The organism is uncultured Microbacterium sp., from assembly GCF_963521645.1.
Classification (GTDB): Bacteria; Actinomycetota; Actinomycetes; order Actinomycetales; family Microbacteriaceae; genus Microbacterium.
In genome coordinates this window covers 76,032-97,515 of the sequence record NZ_CAUQVQ010000004.1, presented here as the reverse complement: position 1 = coordinate 97,515, position 21,484 = coordinate 76,032, and the positions used below count along the sequence as shown (strand labels likewise).

Genomic DNA, 21,484 nt, shown 5'->3' with positions numbered 1-21,484 from the left:
AGGTCCGGAAAACCTCTTCCGGCCCTGCATCCGTCACTTCGGCATGCATCTGCACCTCGGCGCGCACGAACGAGGCGCGGATGCCGGCACGCACCGGCATCCCCGCCGCACACCCGCACCCACCTGCATGTCCATTTCACGGATGCAGGTCCGGAAAACCTCTTCCGGCCCTGCATCCGTCACTTCGGCATGCATCTGCACGTGGGCGCACACGAAGAAGGGGCGGATGCCGGCATGCATCTGCACGTGGGCGCGCACGAACGAGGCGCGGATGCCGGCATGCGCGTCGGCGCGCACGAAGAAGGGGCGGATGCCGTGCAGCATCCGCCCCTTCCGTCATGTCGCGCTCAGCCGATGCGGATGAGCTTCTTGTTGACGAACTCGTCTGCGGCGAGGTGCCCCAGCTCGCGCGAGGTGCCGCTGCGCTTGATGCCGCCGAAGGGCAGCTCGGGGCTGTCGGCGAGCACGAGGTTCACGTAGACCATGCCCGCCTCGATGCCGTCGGCGACGCGCTCGGCCTGCTCGGGATCGGTCGTGTACACGTACGAGCCGAGGCCGAAGGTCGTGTCGTTCGCGAGCGCCACGGCGGCGTCCTCGTCGGCGACCCGGTAGACGACGGCCGCGGGGCCGAAGAGCTCCTCGCGGTAGACGTTCATCTCCGGAGTCACGTCGGCCAGCACCGTGGGTGCGAAGAACGCGCCGTCGCGTGTGCCGCCGGTCAGCAGCGTGGCGCCCTGCTCGACCGCCTGATCGATCTGCTTCTGCAGGTTCTCGGCCGCCGTCTCCGACGAGACGGGTCCCAGCACGGTGTCGTCGAGCATCGGATCGGCGGGCTGCACCGCGGCCATCGCGGCCGTGAACTTCTCGACGAATGCGTCGTACAGCTCGTCGACGATGATGAAGCGCTTCGCGCCGTTGCACGCCTGGCCGTTGTTGTCGAGCCGCGCGTCGACGCCCGCCTGCACGGTGGCGTCGAGGTCGGAGGTGCTCAGCACGATGAACGGGTCGGATCCGCCGAGCTCGAGCGCGACCTTCTTGAGGTTGCGCCCGGCGATCTCCGCCACCGCCGCGCCGGCCCGCTCGGAGCCGGTGAGCGAGACGCCCTGCACGCGGGGATCGGCGATCATGTCGGCGATCTGCTCGTTGGTCGCGAGGATGTTCTGATACGCGCCCTTCGGGAAACCGGCGTCGTGATAGATCGCCTCGATCGCGGTCGACGACTCGGGGCACTGCGGCGCGGGCTTGAGCAGGATCGTGTTGCCGACGATCAGGTTGGGCGCCGCGAAGCGCACGATCTGGTACGCCGGGAAGTTCCACGGCATGATCCCGACGAGCGGCCCGAGAGACGAGCGGCGGATGATCGCCGATCCCTCGCCCAGGATCGCGATCGGCTGGTCGGCCATGATCGCCTCAGCCTGGTCGGCGTAGTACTCGGCGATGTCGGCGGCGAAGTCGACCTCGCCCAGCGCAGCCTCGCGCGGCTTGCCCATCTCGCGCACGAACACGTCGGCGAGCTCCTCGCGGCGCTCCCGGTGCAGCTCGGCGGCTCGACGGAGCAGCGCCGCGCGCTCGGCCACGGTCGTGGACCGCGACCACTCGCGGTGCGCCTCGTCGGCGGCCGCGACGGCCTGTTCGATCTGCGCATCCGTGAACGTGTCGAAGGACGCCAGCGTCTGTCCGGTGGCGGGGTTGATGACGGCGTAATCGGTCATGTTCTCTCCTCCTCTGGCCGACCGGTCAGGAGACCGGGATCAGCGTGTACTTGGTGGACAGGTACTCGTGGATGCCCTCGAGTCCGCCCTCGCGGCCGACGCCCGACTGCTTGACGCCGCCGAAGGGGGCCGCGGCGTTCGAGACGACGCCCACGTTGAGACCCATCATGCCGGTCTCGAGGCGATCGATCATCCGCTGGCCGCGCTGCAGGTTCTCGGTGAAGACGTACGAGACGAGCCCGTACTCGGTGTCGTTCGCGAGGCGCACCGCGTCGTCCTCGGTGTCGAAGGTCGCGATCGCGAGCACCGGCCCGAAGATCTCCTCGCGCAGGATCGCCGATCCGGGCACGACGTCGGTGAGCACGGTGGGCTCGTAGAAGGTGCCGGTGCCCTCGAGCGCCTTGCCGCCGGCGAGCAGGGTCGCACCGCGCTCGACGGCGTCGTCGACCAGCTCGCCCGCCTTGGCGACGGCATCCTCGTCGATGAGCGGCCCGATGGCCACGCCCTCTTCCGTGCCGCGGCCGATCTTCATGGCGTTGACGCGCTCGGTGACCTTGCGGGCGAACTCCTCCGCGACGTCCTTGTGCACGATGAACCGGTTGGCGGCGGTGCACGCCTGGCCGATGTTGCGGAACTTCGCGGCCAGCGCGCCGTCGACCGCCTTGTCGAGGTCGGCGTCGTCGAAGACCACGAACGGCGCGTTGCCGCCGAGCTCCATCGACACGCGCAGCACGCCCTCGGCGGCCTGCGCGATGAGCTTGCGTCCCACCTCGGTCGACCCCGTGAACGACAGCTTGCGCAGACGGGGGTCGGCGATGATCGGGGCCGACAGCGCCGACGACTTCGAGGTCTGCACGACGTTGACGACGCCCTTGGGGAGTCCCGCCTTCTCGAGCAGCGACGTGAAGAAGATCGTCGTGAGGGGCGTGAGTGCCGGGGGCTTGATCACCACGGTGCATCCGGCGGCCAGGGCAGGGGCGATCTTGCGCGTCGCCATCGCGAACGGGAAGTTCCACGGCGTCACGAAGAACGAGGGACCCACGGGGCGCTGCGAGACGACCATGTGGCCGGTGCCTTCGGGGTTGATGCCGTAGCGGCCGCTGATGCGCACCGCCTCCTCGCTGAACCAGCGCAGGAACTCGCCGCCGTAGACGACCTCTCCCCGCGCCTCGGCGAGCGGCTTGCCCATCTCGAGCGTCATGAGCAGAGCAAGGTCCTCCTTGTGCTCCTGCACGAGGTCGAACGCCCGCCGCAGGATGTCGCTGCGGGTGCGCGGTGCGGTCGCGGCCCACGCGTCCTGCGCGGCGACGGCGGCATCAAGCGCGCGGATGCCGTCGGCCGGCGTCGCGTCGGCGATCGTGCGGATGACGTCGCCCGTCGAGGGGTCCTTGACGTCGAACGTGCCGCCCGTCTCCGCGTCGATCCACTCGCCGCCGATGAAGAGGCCGGTGGGGATGCTGTCGAGCAGCGCCTGCTCGGTCTGAGTGCTCATGGATTCTCTTTCTGTGGGGACGGGGAAGGTGGTCAGCGGCGACGGGCGCTCACGGGAGCGTCCATGCTGAGCGTCTCGCCGCGGAAGAACGCCGGGCGCTTGATGGACTGCCAGATCATGATCACGATGCCGACGCCGATGATGCCGACGCCGAGCACGAACACCAGTCCGACGCCGCCGATGTTGGATCCGCTGCCGTAGGCGGGGTCCATCGAGTCGATCAGCGTCGTGACGAACAGCACCGCGAGGATCGCGCCGCCGACGAGCGGGAACAGGAACGTGAAGAAGAAGCTCCGCGCGGAGTCGAACCACTGCTTGCGGAAGTACCAAACGCACGCGAACGCGGTGAGTCCGTAGTAGAAGCAGATCATCATGCCGAGCGACAGGATCGTGTCGGTGAGCACGTTCTCGCTCACCAGACGCATGACGGCGTAGAACGCGGACGCGACGACCGCCGACACGATGGTCGAGTACCCGGGGGTGAAGAAGCGCGGGCTGACCCGTGCGAACTTCTTGGGCAGAGCGCCGTAGTGTCCCATCGCCAGCAGGGTGCGGGCGGGGCCGACCGCGGTCGACTGCAGCGACGCCGCCGAACTCGACAGCACCGCGAGCGAGACGAGGAAGGCCAACGGCCCGAGGATCGGATCGGACAGTGCGAAGAACACGTTCGCGGAGATGTCCTCGTTCGCGAGACCGTACTCGCCCGAGCCCACGCCGGCGAACATGATCAGACCGATCGCGAGGAGCAGATACAGGGCGACGACCACGACGACCGTGACCATCGCGGCACGACCGGGGGTCTTCTCGGGGTCCTTCGTCTCCTCGTTCATGGTGAGGACCACGTCCCAGCCCCAGAAGATGAAGATCGACAGCGAGAGACCCGCGGCGAAGGCGCTGAAGGACGGCACCTCGAACGGATTGAACCACGACCACGAGAAGGCGGTGGGCTCGGGGGCGTCTCCCGAGACGGCCTTGACGATCGCGACCGTCGCGAAGACCACGAGCACCAGCACCTGGAAGCCCACGAGGACGTACTGGAACTTCTGCGTGGTCTGCATGTCGCGGTAGGACACGAGTGTCGCACCGAGCATGAAGAGGAGACAGACCACGACGTTGATGATCGGGTTGAACGCGAGGTCGGCGATCTCGGGATTCCGGCTGACCTGAGCGATGAGCAGGAACAGGAACTCGACCGCGATGCCGGCGAGGTTCGACAGCACGATGACGGTGGCGGCGATCAGGCCCCATCCGGTCATCCAGCCGATCCACGGACCGAACGCCCGCACACCCCACGTGAACGAGGTGCCGGAGTCGGGCATCATGCGGTTGAGCTCGCGGTAGCCGAAGGCGGTCAGGAGCATCGGGATGAAGCCGACGAGCATGATCGCGGGCACCTGCGTGCCGACGACCGCGACGGTCGGTCCGAGCGATGCGGTGAGCGTGTAGGCCGGTGCGATGGTGGAGACGCCGATGACGACGGCACCGAGCACGCCGACGGCGCCCGCGCTGAGTCCCTTCTGCGAGATGCCGGTCGTCACGCCGGATTCGGGCCCCGTCGCCCGGTTCATGCTGCTCATCGGCGGACTCCTGCTTCGGCGCGGGTGCGCGGGACGACGATCATGGGGACGGGCAGTTCGTGCAGCATCTTCGCTGCGGTCGAGCCCAGGAACAGACGGCGCGGCTGCGCCAGGCGGCTGGATCCCACGAGGACGACCTCGCCGGGCAGCCAGGAGAGGTTCGCGACCGCCTCCTCGACCGTCTCTCCGGGGGCCTGTTCGGCCTCGGCCTTGAGCTCGGCGGGCAGCAGACTCTTCGCGACCTCGAGCACGTCGTTCGCGTGCTCGTCGCCGACCACGCGGATGGCTCCGGTGTCGAGCCCCGGGGGCACGTCGAAGGGCACGAGAGAGACAAGGCGCAGTCCGACGCGCGCCTCGGTGGCGATCGCGGCGGCCTCGTCGAGCAGGTTGTCGGCACCGGCGCGGTTGCCGACTGCCGCCGTCACCCGCGGGAGCACGTGGTCGTCCTGCTCGGCCGTGCCGGCCGGGGCCAGCGCGACGGGGACGGTCGACGAGTGCAGCAGCTCGGAGGCGACGCTGCCGAGGCGATGGCGGCCGAGGATGCTGCCGCCTGCCGTTCCGATGACGATCAGCCGGGCGTCGAACTCCTCGGCGGCGGCGATGAGTCCCTCGGCGAACGACTCGCCGAACCGGACATGCCCCGTACGGGTGAGCTCCTGCGGCAGCCGGACGACGGCATCCTCGAGCCACTCCGTCGCCTGGCGACGGATGTAGTCCTCGTACGCGCGCTCGGGAGGTACGGCCGCATTGCGTGTGCCCTCCGAGGGCAGCACGATCACGAGGTGCAGCACCGCGCCGATGCTGCGTGCGAGCCGGGCTCCGAGCGCCGCGGCATCCGCTCCCGCATCCGTCGCCGTGTACCCGACGACGACCGCCCCGGTCATCAGCCGACCTCGACGGTGTCACCCGCGGCGCGAGCGGCCTCGACGATGTTCGAGGCGGCGAGGCGCCCCATTCTGATCGCGCCGTCGACGTGCTGGTATCCGGCGCCGGCCATGTCGCTGCACGCGAAGTGGATCGGACCGACGGCCTCTCGCAGGTCGGCGCCGTAGCGGTGCAGACCGCCCATGTCGAAGCTCGCGGCGTACGCGCCACGGGTCCACTCCTCGGTGCCCCAGTCGCTCTCGTAGTAGACGACCGGGTTCTTCGCCTCGGGACCGTAGTAGTGCGAGAGGGACTCGAGGATGCGCTCCTTACGCTCCTCGGCCGTCAGCGCGAACAGGTCGTCGGCGTTCTGGTCGCTGACGAAGCCGACCAGCGTGCCGCGCTCATCGCCGTGGTTGGTGTTGTCGTACGCCTCGTGCGAGAGCTCGTAGGGGCTGAACGCGGTGCCGCTGAGGCCCTGCTCGCGCCAGAACGGGCGGTCGTAGACCGCGTGGACCTTGATCACGAACCCCATCGAGATGTGCTGGTGCATCTGGTGCTGGCGACGGGGCAGCGGCGGGACGAACGAGATGCGGCTGTAGAGCACCGGAGCGTGCGCGAGGATCGCGTAGCGGGCGCGCACGGTGGTGTCGTCGGTCGTCGCGGTCACACCGTCGGCGCCCCACTCGAGCGAGCGCACCGGCTGATTCAGCAGGACGTCGTCGCCCAGCCGCTCCGCCAGGAGCAGGGGCACCTGCTGCAGACCGCCGACGACGCGCTTGTCGAGGATGAAGTCTGCGTCGACGAGGTTCGAGTACGAGCCGGCGGACGCCGCCATGAGCAAGGACTGCAGCAGCGAGAACGAATGCGTCGGCTTGGTGAGCATCGCGGATCCGGTGGCGAAGGCCAGGTTGCGCACGGCCTCGTCATCATCGGTCTGCGCCCGCAGCCAGGCGTCCCACGTGACCGAGTCCCACTCCTTCGCCGAGGGGTGCTCCCACGGGCGGTCGGGGTCGATCTCGGCGACCATCGCGTCCAGGCGCTCGGTGATCTCGGCGATGACCGCCTCGGTCTCGGCGGAGACCGGGAACATCTCGCCCGTGAAGCGGTGCACCTGGCCGTCGGGCCCGACGTAGACGCTGTCGCCCTCGCGATAGCGGCTGTAGGTCTCGAGCCCCAGCTCCTCGATCGTGTCCTTCAACGCGTCCTGATCGGGCGAGACCCACTGACCGCCGATCTCGAGCATGGCGCCGTCGATGACGTCGGTCCACAGACGGCCGCCGACGCGGTCCCGTGCTTCGAGGACCGCCACCGACAGTCCGGCCTTTCGCAGGTCGTTCGCCGCCGTGAGCCCTGCGGCTCCGGCTCCGACGATCAGCACGTCGCGAGTGATCTCAGCCATCTGCTTCTCCTTCATTGGAAATGTATGTGCCGGCCGCGACTCGAAATCCCCCGATCCTCGTCGCGGCCGGACGTGTGGTGGCGGTCGCGGCGAACCGGGACCGCTGGTCTGTCAGGCCGGGTTCGCGGCGAGCGCGGCCGCGACGACGTCGAGGCCCTCGTTCAGCAGGTCGTCGCCGATCGCGAGCGGCGGCAGGAACCGGATGACGTTGCCGTAGGTGCCGCACGTGAGCACGATCACTCCCTGCGCGATGGCGGCCTTGGCGACGGCGGCGGTGAGGGCGGCGTCGGGCGCCTGGGTCTCGGGGTCGACGAACTCGGCCGCGATCATCGCGCCGTGTCCGCGGATGTCGCCGATGCGGGCGTCCTTCTCCTGCATCGCTCCCAGGCGCGTCGTGAGGATCTCGCCGATCTCGCGCGCACGCTCGATCACGCCGTCGTTCTCGAACACGTCGATCGCCGCGAGCGCTGCGGCGCACGCGATCGGGTTGCCGCCGTAGGTGCCGCCGAGCCCGCCCGCGTGGGAGGCGTCCATGGTCTCGGAGCGGCCGGTGACCGCCGCCAGGGGCAGGCCGCCGGCGATGCCCTTGGCGGTCGTGATGAGGTCGGGCTCGATGCCGAAGATCTCGCTCGCGAACATGTGGCCGGTGCGCGCGAAGCCGGTCTGCACCTCGTCGGCGATGAAGACGACGCCGTTCGCGCGGCACCACTCGAGGATCGCGGGCAGGAAGCCCTCGGCCGGCACGATGAAGCCGCCCTCACCCTGGATGGGCTCGATGATGACGGCGGCCAGGTTGTCGGCGCCGATCTGCTTCTCGAGCTGCAGGATCGTGCGCGCGGCCGCCTCGGCGCCGTCGAGTCCGTCCCGGAACGGGTAGGACATCGGCGCGCGGTAGACCTCGGGCGCGAACGGACCGAAGCCGCTCTTGTACGGCATCGACTTGGCGGTCAGCGCCATCGTGAGGTTCGTGCGGCCGTGGTAGCCGTGGTCGAACGCCACGACCGCCTGGCGGCCGGTGTGCTTGCGGGCGATCTTGATCGCGTTCTCCACGGCCTCGGCGCCCGAGTTGAACAGTGCCGTCTTCTTCTCGAAGTCACCGGGGGTGATGCGGTTGAGGGCCTCGGCCACCTCGATGTACGACTCGTACGGCGAGATCATGAAGCACGTGTGCGTGAACTGCGCGGCCTGAGCGGCGACGGCGGCGGCGACCTTGGGGTGCGCGTTGCCGACGGTGGTCACGGCGATGCCCGAGCCGAGGTCGATCAGCGAGTTCCCGTCTGCGTCGACGACGACTCCCCCGCCCGCGGCGACGGTCGCGACGGGCACGGTGTGTCCGACACCCGCGGGAACCGCTGCGGCCTTGCGGGCGAGGATCTCCGCCGATCGGGGACCGGGGAGCTCGGTGACGAGGCGTCGCTCCTGGGGGAGCTCGGGTCCGCCGAGAGGGACTGCAACAGCTGCGGTGTCGAGGAGTGCCATGTCCGCGAGCGTACGACCGCATCCACTGCCCCTGCATTCGCCGGACTGTACAATCTGCAAGTGGCAGTCGCCATCCGGTACAACCGAGTGGGCGCCGCAGCAGACAGGAGCGCCGAGCATGGATGACACCGAGCAGCCCACGCTGCGTGCCCTGCTCCGGCGCCGCGACCTCGCGCTCAGTCTGATCTCGTCGGAGCACGCGCTCCCCGACGGTGCACTCGACCGCCCCCTGCGCTGGGTGCACAGCTCCGACCTCGCCGACCCCACGCCGTTCCTCGCGGAGGACCTCGCGCTGCTGACCACCGGAACGCAGTTCGACGCCGACACCGCCGTCGACGTGTACGTGGGTCGCCTCGCGGATCGCGGGGTCCTCGGCCTCGGCTTCGGCACCGACGTGCACCGCGCCGCGATTCCCGACGAGCTGATCGCCGAATGCGCGCGCCGCGGCATACCCCTGTTCGAAGTGCCCTACCGCACGCCGTTCATCGCCGTCGCCCGCGCGCACTCCGAGGCGATCGCGGCCCAGGCCTACGCCCGCAGGTCCTGGGCGCTCGACACGCAGCGCGCCCTCGCGCTCGCCGCACTCCGCCCGCACGGACTCGATGCGACACTCGCGGAACTCGGCCGACGCCTGAGCGCGTGGGTGGGCATGTACGACGCGTCCGGCGCCCTGCAGGTGTCGCACCCTCGATCGGGGATGACGGCGCACCTGCTGACCGAGCTCGGTGACCGCGCCACCGAGATCCTCACGCGCGGACTCGAGGCCGGTCAGTCGCTCACGATCGACGATCAGACGTTCATACTGTTCACGGTCGGCCGCGGCGGTCACCTGCGCGGCGTGATCGCTCTGGCCGCCGATGCGCTGGACGCAGAGGCCCGCACGGTCGTGACCTCGGTGATCGCCATGGCCGGACTCGCGCTCGAACAGAGCGATCAGCTGGCCCGCAGCAAGCGTCGACTGAACTCGCAGCTGCTGAGGTCGCTGCAGGACGACGACCCCTCGCTGGCCAGGCGCGTGCTCGGGGGGATGCCTTCTGCGCCGGTCGTCGTGGCGATCGCCGCAGACGCCCCGACGGGACCGTTCGTCGACTGGTGGGACAGGCGCCGCGCCGAGCACGGCACCGCGAGCTTCCTCGCCGAGTCGCCGGACGGCGTCGTGCTGTGCCTGTCGGTGACCGATGAGGCGCTGCTCGACGAGGCCGCCGCCCGCTTCGGCATCCGCATCGGGGCGTCGAGCTCGGAATCGTACGACGCATTCTCCCGCGCACACGCGCAGGCCCTCGCGGCGCTGCGGCAGCAACCCGATGCGGGGGTCTTCCACTTCACCGACGCCGCAGGGTCCAGCATCCTCAGCGCGCTCGCGACCGACGAAGCCCGCCTGGTCGCGGAGTCGCGTCTCGCTCCCCTCCGCGACCACGATGCACGGACCCGAGCCGACCTGGAGGGCTCGCTGCGCGTCTGGCTCGAGCATGACGCGAAGGCCGATCCGGCGGCGGCGGCTCTCGGCGTGCACCGCCACACGCTGCGGTCGCGCATCGCTCAGGCCGGCGCCCTGCTCGGCAGCGACCTGTCGACCTTCCCCGCCCGCGCAGAGCTGTGGGCGCTGCTGCAGACCGCGCAGGACTAGCTGCTCCCGACGCGGACGGCGGGTGGAAGACCGCTCGGTATATTGCAATCGGGTGACTGTCGTCATAGTTTTGAGACAGCGGTCTGATCGACCGATCCATCGACGCACTGTCGCGTCACCGCGAAGGAGACGACGTTGTCTGCCACTTCATCGACCACATCCCCCGAGACCGTCTGGCCCGTGCCCCCGGCGGTCACCCGCATCGTCCTGTTCAGCTGTTGGCTCGCGATCCTCGCCGACGGCTACGACATCGGCGTGATCGGCGCCGTGCTGCCCGCCCTCGCCGAGGACTCGGCCTGGGCACTCTCCCCCGTCGAGCTCGGGGGCCTCGCCTCCTGGGCCCTGGTCGGCATGCTCATCGGAGCCCTCTTCATCGGCACGCTGAGCGATCGTGTCGGCCGCAAGCGGATGCTGCTGGTGTCGATGTCGATCTTCACGCTGATGCAGCTCGGCGCCGCACTCGCGCCCACGCCCGAGATGTTCGGCCTCTTCCGCTTCCTCGGCGGACTCGGGATGGGCGGCGTGATCCCGGTGGCCGCGGCGCTCACGATCGAGTTCTCGGCACCGAGACGCCGCGCGCTCAACTACGGCATCATGTACTCCGGCTACTCGCTCGGAATCGTCGTCTCCGCCCTGGTCGCGATGCTGCTGCTGCCTCACCTCGGCTGGCGCTGGGTGATCGCCGTCGGCGCGTTCCCGATCCTCCTGATCCCGATCATCGCGAAGATGCTGCCCGAGTCGCTCGAATCGCTCGAGAACCGGGGTCGACACGGCACCGCGGCGGCGCTGGCCCGGCGGATCGGCATCGACCCGTACATCCCCACCCCGCGGCCCGAAGCGAAGCCCGGAGAGCGGATGCCGTGGCACAGCATCCTTCAGCAGCTGTTCTCCCGTCGCTACCTGCGCTCGACGGTGTTCCTGTGGATCTCGCTGTTCGCCGGCCTGCTGCTCGTCTACGGGCTGAACTCCTGGCTGCCGTCGATCATGCGCGCCGCGGGATACGACCTCGGGCCGGCACTCACGTTCCTGATGGTGTTCAGTCTCGCCTCGGCCGTCGGCGGACTCGTGCTCGGGCACCTCGCCGACCGCTTCGGGTCGAAGCCCGTCCTGGTCATCTTCTACACCCTGGGCGGGGTCGCCTGCCTGCTCATGATGTTCCCGAATTCGATGCTGCTGAACCTCGTGTTCGTCGCGATCTCGGGCGTCGGATCGATCTCCACATCGCTCGTGCTCACGGCGTACATCACCGACTACTACCCGGCCTCCGTGCGTGCCACCGCCGCCGGGTGGGCGCTGAGCTTCGCGCGCATCGGAGCGATCATGGGTCCGATGGTCGGCGGATGGCTGGCCTCGATGGCGATCGGCGTCGAGTGGAATTTCGTCGCCTTCGCGCTGGTGGCGCTGCTCGCCGCCGTCGCGGTGTCGCTCGTGCCGAAGAAACCCGCGACTCTGACCTGAGGTCGCTCAGCGGGGCGCGTGGGCGTCGAGGAACTCGTAGACGTCCGTCGTGTCCACGCCGGGGAAAGAACCGGTCGGCAAGGTCGCCAGCAGGGTGCGCGGGGTCTTCACGTTCGGCCAGGAGTTCTCCCGCCACCGCTCCTCGAGGCCTGCCGGCGCCCTGCGGCAGCAGACCTCGACGGAGTGCTTCGAGACGCCGCGATGCGGGGTGTCGCGCCCGACGAACCACCTGGTGTCGTCGAAGCGCACGCCCACGCTCACCGAGTGCAGCCCTTCGCTCGACGCCTCGACCCGCGCCGTGCACCAGTACGTGCCGTTGCCCGTGTCGGTGTACTGGTAATACGGATTGAAGCGGTCGTCCTCGTCGAACACCACCCGGCTCGTCCATCGACGGCAGCACATCTGCCCTTCGATCGCGCCGAGGCGGTCGGTCGGGAAGTTCACGTCGTCGTTCTCATAGGCCTTCGTGATGGTGCCCGATTCGTGCACCTTGAGGAAGTGCACGGGGATGTCGAGGTGACGCGTGGCGAGGTTCGTGAACCGGTGCGCGGCCGTCTCGTACGAGACCGAATAGGCGTCACGGAGGTCTTCGATCGAGATCGCCCGCCGCGCCTTCGCGTCCCTGAGCGCGGGCACCACATGCGCCTCGGGGATCAGCAGCGCGCCGGTGAGGTAGTTCGTCTCGACGCGCTGGCGCAGGAACTCGGCGTAGCTGCGCGGTTCGGCATGGCCCAGGATGCGACTCGACAGGGCCTGCAGCACGGCCGTTCGCGCATCGCCTTTGGCCGGCACACTGCTCGACAGGTAGAGCCGCCCGTTCGCGAGGTCGGCGACACTGCGCGTGGTCTGCGGCAGATCGGGCGCGTAATGCAGTGTGAAGCCGAGGTAGGCGGCGATCTCGGATGCCGTGCGCTGCGTGAGCGGTCCACCCGGGTGTCCGACCGCCGAGAGGATCTCGGCGGCCTTGCTCTCGAGATCTGCGAAGTGGTTGTCCTGACGTCGCATCAGGTGACGCAACTCGACGTTCGCTCGCCGAGCCTCCTCCGGAGTCGCCGCCCGTTCGTCCTTCAGCCGGTCGATCTCACCGTGCAGAGCGAGCAGCGCCTTGAGCGCATCCGTCGGCATGCTCTTGGCGATGCGGAACGGCTCGATCCCGAGCGCCTGGAACGTCTGCCCCTTCATGGCCCGCTCGAGCGCGATCTCGATCGCACTGCGCTCGTCGAGCGGCTCGCCCTCGAGCAGCGCGTCGATCGTGACACCGAGAGCGCGCGCGATCGCCTGCAGCTGTGTGAGCTTCGGTTCGCGCTTGCCGGTCTCGATCATCGACATCTGGCTGGGGGCTCGATCGACGGCCGCTGCGAGGTCGTCGAGGGTCATCCCGCGCGCGGTGCGCAGCTGGCGGATGCGCCGCCCGATCGTGAGGGCGTCGGCGTCTTCATCGACCACGGAGGTGCTCATGGTGCCGATTCTGTCACAGAAACAGAATTTCCGTCGAACTTCACACCGGAATCGATCGTTCGACGTCGTGATCTTCACGCACAGTGGAACCACGCCACCCGGCTTCACGGTCCGGGCATCCAACGGAGGAGACACCATGACGAACACCGCTCAGAACCACACCCCTCGCCCTGCAGGTCTGCGCGCCGGCGATCAGGTTCAGACGGCCGCCGAGCTCCAGGAGATCTGGGACACGGATCCCCGCTGGGACGGCGTCGAGCGCACCTACACCGCAGAGGACGTCATCCGCATCCGCGGCTCGGTGCGGGAGGACGCCACCCTCGCGCACCGCGGCGCCGAGAACCTCTGGAACCTGTTGCACACCGAGGACTACGTGCGGGCGCTCGGCGCGTACACGGGCGGCCAGGCCGTGCAGCAGGTGCGTGCAGGCCTCAAGGCCATCTACCTCTCGGGATGGCAGGTCGCGGCCGACGGCAACCTCGCCGGCCAGACCTACCCCGACCAGTCGCTCTACCCCGCGAACTCGGTGCCGGCAGTCGTGCGTCGCATCAACAACGCGCTGATCCGCCAGGACCAGCTCGAGCACGCCGAGGGCGAGGTCACGCAGGACTGGCTCGCGCCGATCGTGGCCGACGCCGAGGCCGGCTTCGGCGGACCGCTCAACGCCTATGAGCTCGCGCAGTCGCTGATCCAGGCGGGTGCCGCCGCGATCCACTGGGAGGACCAGCTCGCCAGCGAGAAGAAGTGCGGTCACCTGGGCGGCAAGGTTCTGGTGCCCACGCAGCAGCACATCCGCACGCTGAACGCCGCCCGCCTCGCGGCAGACGTCTCGGGTGTGCCCACGGTCATCATCGCCAGGACGGATGCTCTCGCCGCCGACCTGCTCACGAGCGACGTCGACGAGCGCGATCAGCAGTTCACCACCGGTGAGCGCACCACCGAGGGCTTCTACCGCATCCGCCCCGGCATCGAGTCGGTCATCAGCCGCGGACTCGCCTTCGCCCCCTATGCCGACCTGCTGTGGGTCGAGACCGGTGAGCCCGACATCGAGCTGGCCCGCGAGTTCGCCGCGGCGATCCACGCGCAGTACCCGGGCAAGCTGCTCGCCTACAACTGCTCCCCCAGCTTCAACTGGAAGCGCCACCTGTCGGACGCCGAGATCGCGACGTTCCAGCAGGAGCTGGCCGACCTGGGCTACAAGTTCCAGTTCATCACGCTCGCCGGCTTCCACGCCCTGAACCACTCGATGTTCGACCTCGCCCGCGGGTACGCCGAGCGCGCCATGAGCGCGTACGTCGAGCTGCAGGAGGCCGAGTTCGCCGCCGAGGCGAACGGCTACACCGCCACCAAGCACCAGCGCGAGGCGGGCACCGGCTACTTCGACGTGATCTCGACCGCGCTCAACCCCGACAGCGCGACCCTCGCCCTCGCCGGCTCCACCGAAGCCGCGCAGTTCCACTGATCCGCACCGCGTGTCGTCTCGGCGCTCCGCTCCTCCCGGTCGTTGAGCGAGGACGGCGCAGCCGACCGAGCCGACACGCACGCACCCACACACGTAAAGGACTCCGATCATGACCACTCCCACCGCACCCCCGACCAAGGCTCCGATCCAGACGACGCAGCAGGGTCCGGCGATCTCCGTCACCGGCCCGCTGCGCGACCGCTACGACGAGATCCTCACGCCCGATGCGATCGCGTTCCTCACCGAGCTGCACCACCGCTTCGCCTCGCGTCGCCATGACCGTCTCGCCGACCGCATGCGTCGCCGTTTCGAGATCGGCAACGGGCACGACCCGCGGTTCCGCGACGACACCGCCCACATCCGCGAGGATGCCGAGTGGCGGGTCGCGGGTGCCGGCCCCGGTCTCGAGGACCGCCGCGTGGAGATCACCGGACCCACCGACCCCAAGATGACCATCAACGCCCTCAACTCCGGCGCGCGGGTCTGGCTCGCCGACCAGGAGGACGCCACGAGCCCCACCTGGACGAACGTCATCGAAGGACAGCTGTCGCTGCGTGACGCGATCCGCGGCGAGCTGACGTTCACGGGCCCGGCGACCGAGTCGGGACCGGGCAAGGAGTACCGCGTCACCGCGGAGCGCACGCCCACGATCGTGATGCGTCCTCGCGGCTGGCACCTGCCCGAGAAGCACCTGCAGTTCATCGACCGCGCCGGTCGCCGCACGGCGGCATCCGGTTCGCTGGTCGACTTCGGGCTCTACTTCTTCCACAACGCCCAGCAGCTGATCGCGAACGGTCGCGGCCCCTACTTCTACATCGCGAAGATCGAGTCGAGCGAGGAGGCGAAGCTGTGGGACGACGTCTTCTCGTTCAGCGAGGAGTACATCGGCATCCCCCACGGCACGATCCGTGCGACGGTGCTCATCGAGACGCTCCCCGCCGCCTTCGAGATGGACGAGATCCTCTACGAGCTGCGCGACCACTGCGCGGGACTCAACGCCGGACGCTGGGACTACATCTTCTCGATCATCAAGAACTACCGCGGGCGCGGTGCGCGCTTCGTGCTCCCCGACCGCAGCGAGGTCACGATGACGGTGCCTTTCATGCGGGCCTACACCGAGCTGCTCGTGCAGACCTGCCACAAGCGGGGGGCGTACGCGATCGGCGGCATGAGCGCCTTCATCCCGAACCGCCGCGACCCCGAGGTGACTGCACGGGCGATCGAGAAGGTCTCCGCCGACAAGAAGCGCGAGGCGGGCGACGGCTTCGACGGCACCTGGGTGGCCCACCCCGACCTGATCCCCACCGCGCAGGCCGAGTTCGACGCGGTGCTCGGCGACCGCCCGAACCAGGTCGACCGGCAGCGTCCGGAGGTGACCGTGCGCGCATCGCAGCTGCTCGATCTGCACATCGGACGCCCCATCACCGCCCGGGGCGTGCGCGACAACGTCTCGGTCGCGATCCGCTACCTCGAGGCGTGGCTGCGCGGTCTCGGTGCGGTCGCGATCGACAACCTGATGGAGGATGCCGCGACGGCCGAGATCAGCCGGTCGCAGGTGTGGCAGTGGATCCACCAGGACCGCACCACGGAAGACGGCACTCCGATCACCCCGGAGTACGTCGAAGGGCTGATCGCCGAGGTGCTCGCCGAGGCGGAGCGGCACGCCGGCGACCGCTTCGACGACGCCGCATCGGTGTTCCGCGAGGTCGCCCTGCAGGAGGAGTTCCCGGCGTTCCTCACGCTCGGCGCCTACAGCCGGTTCCTGGTCGAAGAGGCCTGACCGGCGCGACCACGAGCCCCTCGGATGCCGTGATCCGGCGCCGAGGGGCTCGGCCGCGCCACGCGGCGTACCCTGGAGGCATGAGCGACGTCTGGACCGACATCTCTTCCGAGTTCCTCCACCTCTACCCGCGCGGTCGCCGGCTTCTGGTGGTGGCAGGAGCGGATGCCGAGCGGTCCCGACGAGCAGCCGACGACCTCGCGTCGGCGCTGAGCGCCGCCGGTCAGCAGGTCGAACGCGCGCACAGCGCCGACGGCGCGGAGCAGCAGCTGCGCGACGAGATCATCTCGCCGTTCCGCCAGCGCGACGACTCGGGGACGGTGCTGCTCGTCTCCGGCCCTGCGGCCCTGCTGAGCGAATCGACCAGAGGCATCTGGAACCACATCGTGTGGCAGCTCGCGGGAGATGAGCAGCCGCACTCGATCGCCTCCGCCATCGTCGACGTCTCGGATCCCGACAACCCGACACGTCGCTTCGCCGACTACTGCGCGCTGCCGGCGTCCTTCGGAGCCTGACGGCCGCGGCTCCGCGGCCGACCACACGCTCGCGATTCGCGGGTGTCCCGACCGTCCCCCCGATCGGGACACCCGCAGGTCCGCCGCGCTCTGCGCCTGCGATCCGCTATGCCCGACGCTCATCGCGTCTGCCCCCGAACTTCCGGACGGGCGTCTCCGCCACGCCCGGAAGCCGTGACGGGAGACTGTGAAAGGGGCCGCGGCGCCTCTCTCCTCCCCCGTCATGGCCCGCCTGGGGGCACGGGCAGGTTCAGGTTATGCACCCGCCGGGCCCCACGGAACGGGGCGAGCGGTTCCTGTCACCGGATCCGCGCACGAGGTCACTCACCGGCATGATTGGCACGGCTATCGCGCTCGCATGTCACCGTGCACGACACCGCCGAGGCGCGCGTCTGTCGCCACCCGGGTCACGATGCAGAGCCCTCCTGCTCGTCGGAGAGCAGCATCGCCTCGGCGAGGCGCGGCGGAGAGGCCGCCGCGAGACGGAAGGCGCTGGGACTGAGACCGACGTGGCGCGCGAACTGCGCACGCAGCGCGCCGGCATCCAGAAACCCCGACCGTGCGGCCACGGTCGTGAGGTCCTGCGGCGGCACGGCCAGCAGCTCCTCCCGCGCCGTGTCGAGACGTCGACGCAGCAGCCGCTCGGCCAGAGTCTCATCGGTGCCTGAGAACAGGCGGAACAGCTGCCTGCGGCTCACGTGCAGCTCGGCGGCGAGCATGTCTATCCCGAACTCCGCGTCGCGGTGACGTGCGTCGATGACTCGCGTGGCCTCAGCCCGCAGCTCGCTGGCCCTGTCGGTCTCTCCGTCGCCGGGAAACTGTCTGAACAGCCCGCGGACCAGCGCCACCAGGGCGGTCTCCGTGCCGGCGACCGCTCCGACGCCCTGGTCGGGGTCGCGCATCCACTCGTAGAGCATGCGGGCGAACGCCACGCCGGCCGCCCGGGTCAGCGGAGTGTCGGGGAAGACCTCCGCTCCTCTCGCCAGCACCTGGCGATGCCCGGGGAGGGCCGTGATCGGCACGACGACACCGGTCGTCTCGCTCGCGCCGAAATGCTCGACCGCCGACGTGCCCAGACTCGACATGAAACCCATCCGACCGACGCCCATCATCTGCAGGCCGGTCGCGGTGCGCAGTCGCTGCCCGCCGTGATTCGACATGCCGATGATCACGATGTCCTCGCCACCCGGCGCACCGCGGTGGTAGCTCACGGTGTGCGGAGTCTCGAGCGTGCTGTAGAGCATCGTCGCGCCGATCGATCGACGCAGCAGCACCGCCTCGAAGGACGACGGATCGTGGGCGTGCATGGTGCCGAAATTCGACAGCTGCATCATCCCCATCTGCCCGTCGAGCCTGATCATGTTCGACCTCAGCCACTCGGGCACCGCACCCGGGGGCGCGTCGTCGCGATCGTTCTCCACCCCGCCCGCGAGCCGTCGAGCCCACGCGGTCAACTGCCCATCGTCAAGCATGCGCACCATGGCGTCCCCCACAACTCTGCGCGCCGCTCCCAGACGCCGCAACCGATCCCCGGCCTCACCCTAGGCACCGCCGCGACCCGCGTGCAATATGCTGCAGGCGGCCATCCGACCGCGTGACGCCGGCCGTCAGCGGAAGGACGCCGCCACGGAGTTGCGGTGGTAGTCGAACACGATGCTCGTGCGGGTCGAGGCGACGCTGCTCTGCGCCGAGAGGTGCTCGAGCACGAACTCCCGCATCTCCGAGGAGTCGGCGACGGCGATGTGCAACAGGAAGTCGTCGTCGCCCCCGAGGAAGAACACCTGGATCACCTGGGGAAGAGCCCGCACCCGATCGGCGAACTCGACGATGCTCTCGCGGCGAGCGCTGGGGCGCAGACTGACGCCGATGATCGCCTGCAGGCCGGCGCCGAGCATCCGCTCATCGACGCTCGCGTGGAACCCGCTGATGACTCCGCGTTCGACGAGCGCGCGCAGTCGTGCGTGAGCGGTGGAGGGAGCGACACCGAGGTGCCCGGCGAGCTCGGCGTTGGTCATGCGGCCGTCCGCGCTGAGCAGTTGCACGATCCTCGCATCGACGGCGTCGAGCGCGGGCGCCCGAAGAGTGTTCGACTGGGGGGTCTCCGACGACGTCTCCATGCGAACGATTATGCAGGATCTGCTGGACGAGCGAATGTTCTTCAGGCATTCTGTCGATGAACCGACGTTTCTGCGATTCTGAGATGCACTCCCGCAACCGCAATTTGGAGGATCGATGAAGATCGGCGTGCCGACCGAGGTCAAGAACAACGAGAACCGCACCGCGCTGACCCCTGCGGGGGCCGACCGCCTGGTGCACGAGGGCCACCGCGTGCTCGTGCAGGCGGGAGCGGGCGTCGGTTCGGGCATCTCCGACGACGCCTATCGCGCGGCCGGTGCCGAGATCGTCGCCACCGCCGAGGAGACGTGGGGCGAAGCCGACCTCCTGATAAAGGTGAAGGAGCCGATCGCGCAGGAGTACGGGTTCCTGCGATCCGACCTCATCCTCTTCACGTACCTGCACCTCGCGGCCGACCGCGCTCTCACCAGCGCGCTCGTCGAGGCCGGCACCACCGCGATCGCCTACGAGACGGTGCAGCTTCCCGACCGCAGCCTGCCACTGCTCATCCCCATGAGCGAGATCGCCGGGCGACTGTCGGTCACGATGGGCTCGCACTCGCTGATGCGCTCGGCCGGCGGCCGTGGTGTGCTGCTCGGCGGCATCGCCGGCACGCCGCGCGCCGAGGTCGTCGTGATCGGCGGCGGCGTGGCCGGTGAGCACGCGGCGGCCAACGCCCTCGGACTCGGCGCCAAAGTGACGGTCGTCGACATCTCGCTGCCCCGGCTGCGCGAGCTCGAGCACCGCTACGGCGGCGCGCTCGAGACCCGAGCGTCGAGCCGGTATGACATCGCGCACGAGCTGCTCACGGCCGACCTCGTGATCGGTTCGGTGCTGATTCCCGGAGCGGCCGCGCCCAAGCTGGTCACGGACGACATGGTCGCCGCCATGAAACCAGGCTCGGTGCTCGTCGACATCGCGATCGACCAGGGCGGATGCTTCGAGGGATCGCGCCCGACCACCCACGACGATCCCACCTTCGCGGTGCACGATTCGATCTATTACTGCGTCGCGAACATGCCCGGCGCTGTGCCCGAGACGGCGACCCGCGCACTCACGAACGCGACGCTGCCGTATGTGTCCGCGATCGCCGGAAAGGGCTGGGAGGCCGCTTCTGCGGACGACCCCGCCCTGGCTCGGGGACTGAACGTCGACGGCGGACGCATCACACTGGATGCGGTGGCCAGAGCGCACGGCTTCGCGACCGCCTGACGCGCCGAGGGCGCACGCTAGACAGCATCCGCCCTCGCGCCGACGTCGTATCGGATGGTGTTGCGCAATGCGCCGATGCCGTCGATCTCCGTCGTGACCACGTCGCCGTCGCGCAGCCATCGCGGCTCGGGCATGCCGAGTGCGACACCGCCCGGGGTGCCGGTCAGCACGATGTCCCCCGGACGCAGCACGGTGATCTGCGAGACGTAGGCGACGAGGTCTGCCGCGTCGAAGACCAGCTCGGCTGTGTCTCCGCGCTGCATCTCCTCGTGGTTGACCGCGCAGCTGATGCGCAGGCCGCGTCGGGGATCGATCTCGTCGGCCGTGACGATCCAGGGTCCCACGGGGGTCGTGGCGTCGAACGCCTTGCCCTGCAGCCACTGCAGAGTGCGCTGCTGCCAGTCGCGCATCGAGATGTCGTTCGACACCGTGTACCCGAGGATCGCCGCGCCCGCCTGATCCCGATCGGCGCGGTACACCTCGGCCCCGACCACGACCGCGAGTTCGGCCTCCCAGTCGACACGATCCGAGTCCCGCACCACGATGTCGTCGGTCGGACCGGTGAGGGTGTCGGCGAACTTCGCGAACAGCGTCGGGAACTCGGGCACCGGTCGACCGGTCTCCACGATGTGATCCCGGTAGTTCAGGCCGCAGCAGAACACCTTGGCGGGGCGGGGCACGGGGGTCGCGAAGTCCGCAGGTTCCAGATCGACGCGAGCGGGATGCCGCAGCGCGGCGTCCGCCCGATCGCGCCACCCCGGCGAGACGAACAGCTCCTGCGCGTCCGTCTCGTCGAACACCACCCAGCCGGCCTCGTCGCCGACCGCGGCGCGGGTGCCGCCGTCTCGGCGCACCGTCGCGAGCCGCATCAGGCGTCCTGCGGGGCGACGATGTGAGCCACACCCTGGATCTCGATCATCGCCTCCGGCTGCCACAGCCGTGTCACGCCGATGCCCGCCATCGCCGGGTACTCGGTGCCGGCGAGCTCACGCCAGCGACGCCCGATCTCGCGACCGTTGCGCTGGTAGTCGTCCACGTCGGTGAGGTAGATCGTCACGTCGACGAGATCGCTCGGCTCGCCGCCCGCGGCGGCGAGAGTGGTGAGGACGTTGGAGAACGCCTGCACGAACTGCTCGACGATGCCTCCGGCGACTATCCGCCCCTCGGCGTCCATGGCCGTCTGCCCGCCGAGGTAGACGAATTCACCGGCGCGCACGCCGTGGGCGAAACCGATCGGCTTCACGAGCGAGTCGGGGTTGATGATCTGCCGCGTCATGAGCGGCCTCCTTCATGTCGGTGCGGAAAGGAATGCGGATAGGGATGAGGTGAGG

At 69.3% G+C, this 21,484-nt stretch carries 17 protein-coding genes; 6 read left to right on the top strand and 11 right to left on the bottom strand.

The window, feature by feature from the left end; translation table 11 throughout:
• Positions 1–347 precede the first annotated feature (347 nt).
• From RWO82_RS02480 to gabT, 6 genes are all read right to left on the bottom strand, one after another.
• Positions 348–1,712, bottom strand: a complete 1,365-nt coding sequence (locus tag RWO82_RS02480; protein WP_314422845.1) for an NAD-dependent succinate-semialdehyde dehydrogenase — start codon at positions 1,710–1,712, stop codon at positions 348–350.
• A 25-nt stretch (positions 1,713–1,737) separates the two neighbouring features.
• On the bottom strand, positions 1,738–3,204 hold the full coding sequence (locus tag RWO82_RS02475) for an NAD-dependent succinate-semialdehyde dehydrogenase (RefSeq protein WP_314422843.1): 1,467 nt from the start codon (positions 3,202–3,204) through the stop codon (positions 1,738–1,740).
• A 32-nt stretch (positions 3,205–3,236) separates the two neighbouring features.
• Positions 3,237–4,781: an APC family permease gene (locus RWO82_RS02470; protein WP_314422840.1), complete on the bottom strand. Its 1,545-nt coding sequence runs from the start codon at positions 4,779–4,781 to the stop codon at positions 3,237–3,239.
• Positions 4,778–5,665, bottom strand: coding sequence for a universal stress protein (locus RWO82_RS02465; RefSeq protein ID WP_314422837.1), 888 nt, complete (start codon positions 5,663–5,665; stop codon positions 4,778–4,780). Before RWO82_RS02465 ends, RWO82_RS02470 begins: the two co-directional genes overlap by 4 nt.
• Positions 5,665–7,047 carry an NAD(P)/FAD-dependent oxidoreductase gene (locus RWO82_RS02460; RefSeq protein WP_314422834.1) on the bottom strand — a complete coding sequence of 461 codons (1,383 nt, stop codon included), beginning with the start codon at positions 7,045–7,047 and terminating at the stop codon, positions 5,665–5,667. Before RWO82_RS02460 ends, RWO82_RS02465 begins: the two co-directional genes overlap by 1 nt.
• A 111-nt stretch (positions 7,048–7,158) precedes the next feature.
• Complete coding sequence (gabT, locus tag RWO82_RS02455; protein ID WP_314422831.1) at positions 7,159–8,526, bottom strand: 4-aminobutyrate--2-oxoglutarate transaminase; 1,368 nt, start codon at positions 8,524–8,526, stop codon at positions 7,159–7,161.
• 118 nt (positions 8,527–8,644) lie between these two features.
• On the opposite strand from gabT, the gene RWO82_RS02450 reads away from it, so the two are divergent.
• A complete protein-coding gene (locus tag RWO82_RS02450; protein ID WP_314422829.1) occupies positions 8,645–10,153 on the top strand; it encodes a PucR family transcriptional regulator ligand-binding domain-containing protein in 1,509 nt (502 codons plus the stop codon).
• Between the two features lie 135 nt (positions 10,154–10,288).
• Positions 10,289–11,611: an aromatic acid/H+ symport family MFS transporter gene (locus tag RWO82_RS02445; RefSeq protein WP_314422826.1), complete on the top strand. Its 1,323-nt coding sequence runs from the start codon at positions 10,289–10,291 to the stop codon at positions 11,609–11,611.
• A 6-nt stretch (positions 11,612–11,617) separates the two neighbouring features.
• Here RWO82_RS02445 and RWO82_RS02440 read toward each other — a convergent pair whose 3' ends face one another.
• On the bottom strand, positions 11,618–13,069 hold the full coding sequence (locus RWO82_RS02440) for a helix-turn-helix domain-containing protein (protein ID WP_314422825.1): 1,452 nt from the start codon (positions 13,067–13,069) through the stop codon (positions 11,618–11,620).
• A gap of 136 nt (positions 13,070–13,205) precedes the next feature.
• On the opposite strand from RWO82_RS02440, the gene aceA reads away from it, so the two are divergent.
• The 3 genes from aceA to RWO82_RS02425 all read left to right on the top strand — a co-directional run bounded on the left by aceA (position 13,206) and on the right by RWO82_RS02425 (position 16,826).
• Complete coding sequence (gene aceA / locus RWO82_RS02435) at positions 13,206–14,531, top strand: isocitrate lyase (protein ID WP_314422823.1); 1,326 nt, start codon at positions 13,206–13,208, stop codon at positions 14,529–14,531.
• A 109-nt stretch (positions 14,532–14,640) separates the two neighbouring features.
• On the top strand, positions 14,641–16,311 hold the full coding sequence (gene aceB / locus RWO82_RS02430; protein ID WP_314422821.1) for a malate synthase A: 1,671 nt from the start codon (positions 14,641–14,643) through the stop codon (positions 16,309–16,311).
• A gap of 80 nt (positions 16,312–16,391) precedes the next feature.
• Positions 16,392–16,826 carry a hypothetical protein gene (locus tag RWO82_RS02425; RefSeq protein ID WP_314422819.1) on the top strand — a complete coding sequence of 145 codons (435 nt, stop codon included), beginning with the start codon at positions 16,392–16,394 and terminating at the stop codon, positions 16,824–16,826.
• A gap of 407 nt (positions 16,827–17,233) precedes the next feature.
• Here RWO82_RS02425 and RWO82_RS02420 read toward each other — a convergent pair whose 3' ends face one another.
• A complete protein-coding gene (locus tag RWO82_RS02420; RefSeq protein WP_314422816.1) occupies positions 17,234–18,307 on the bottom strand; it encodes a helix-turn-helix domain-containing protein in 1,074 nt (357 codons plus the stop codon).
• 126 nt (positions 18,308–18,433) lie between these two features.
• The gene (locus RWO82_RS02415; protein ID WP_314422814.1) at positions 18,434–18,943 is read right to left on the bottom strand and encodes an Lrp/AsnC family transcriptional regulator; all 510 of its coding nucleotides are present in this window, start codon (positions 18,941–18,943) and stop codon (positions 18,434–18,436) included.
• Positions 18,944–19,058: 115 nt separating this feature from the next.
• Between RWO82_RS02415 and ald the strand changes: the two genes are divergently transcribed.
• Positions 19,059–20,153, top strand: coding sequence for an alanine dehydrogenase (gene ald / locus RWO82_RS02410; protein WP_314422811.1), 1,095 nt, complete (start codon positions 19,059–19,061; stop codon positions 20,151–20,153).
• Positions 20,154–20,170: 17 nt separating this feature from the next.
• On the opposite strand, the gene RWO82_RS02405 is transcribed toward ald, so the two are convergent.
• Positions 20,171–21,022, bottom strand: a complete 852-nt coding sequence (locus tag RWO82_RS02405) for a fumarylacetoacetate hydrolase family protein (protein ID WP_314422809.1) — start codon at positions 21,020–21,022, stop codon at positions 20,171–20,173.
• Positions 21,022–21,429: a RidA family protein gene (locus tag RWO82_RS02400; protein ID WP_314422806.1), complete on the bottom strand. Its 408-nt coding sequence runs from the start codon at positions 21,427–21,429 to the stop codon at positions 21,022–21,024. Before RWO82_RS02400 ends, RWO82_RS02405 begins: the two co-directional genes overlap by 1 nt.
• Positions 21,430–21,484: the final 55 nt, after the last annotated feature.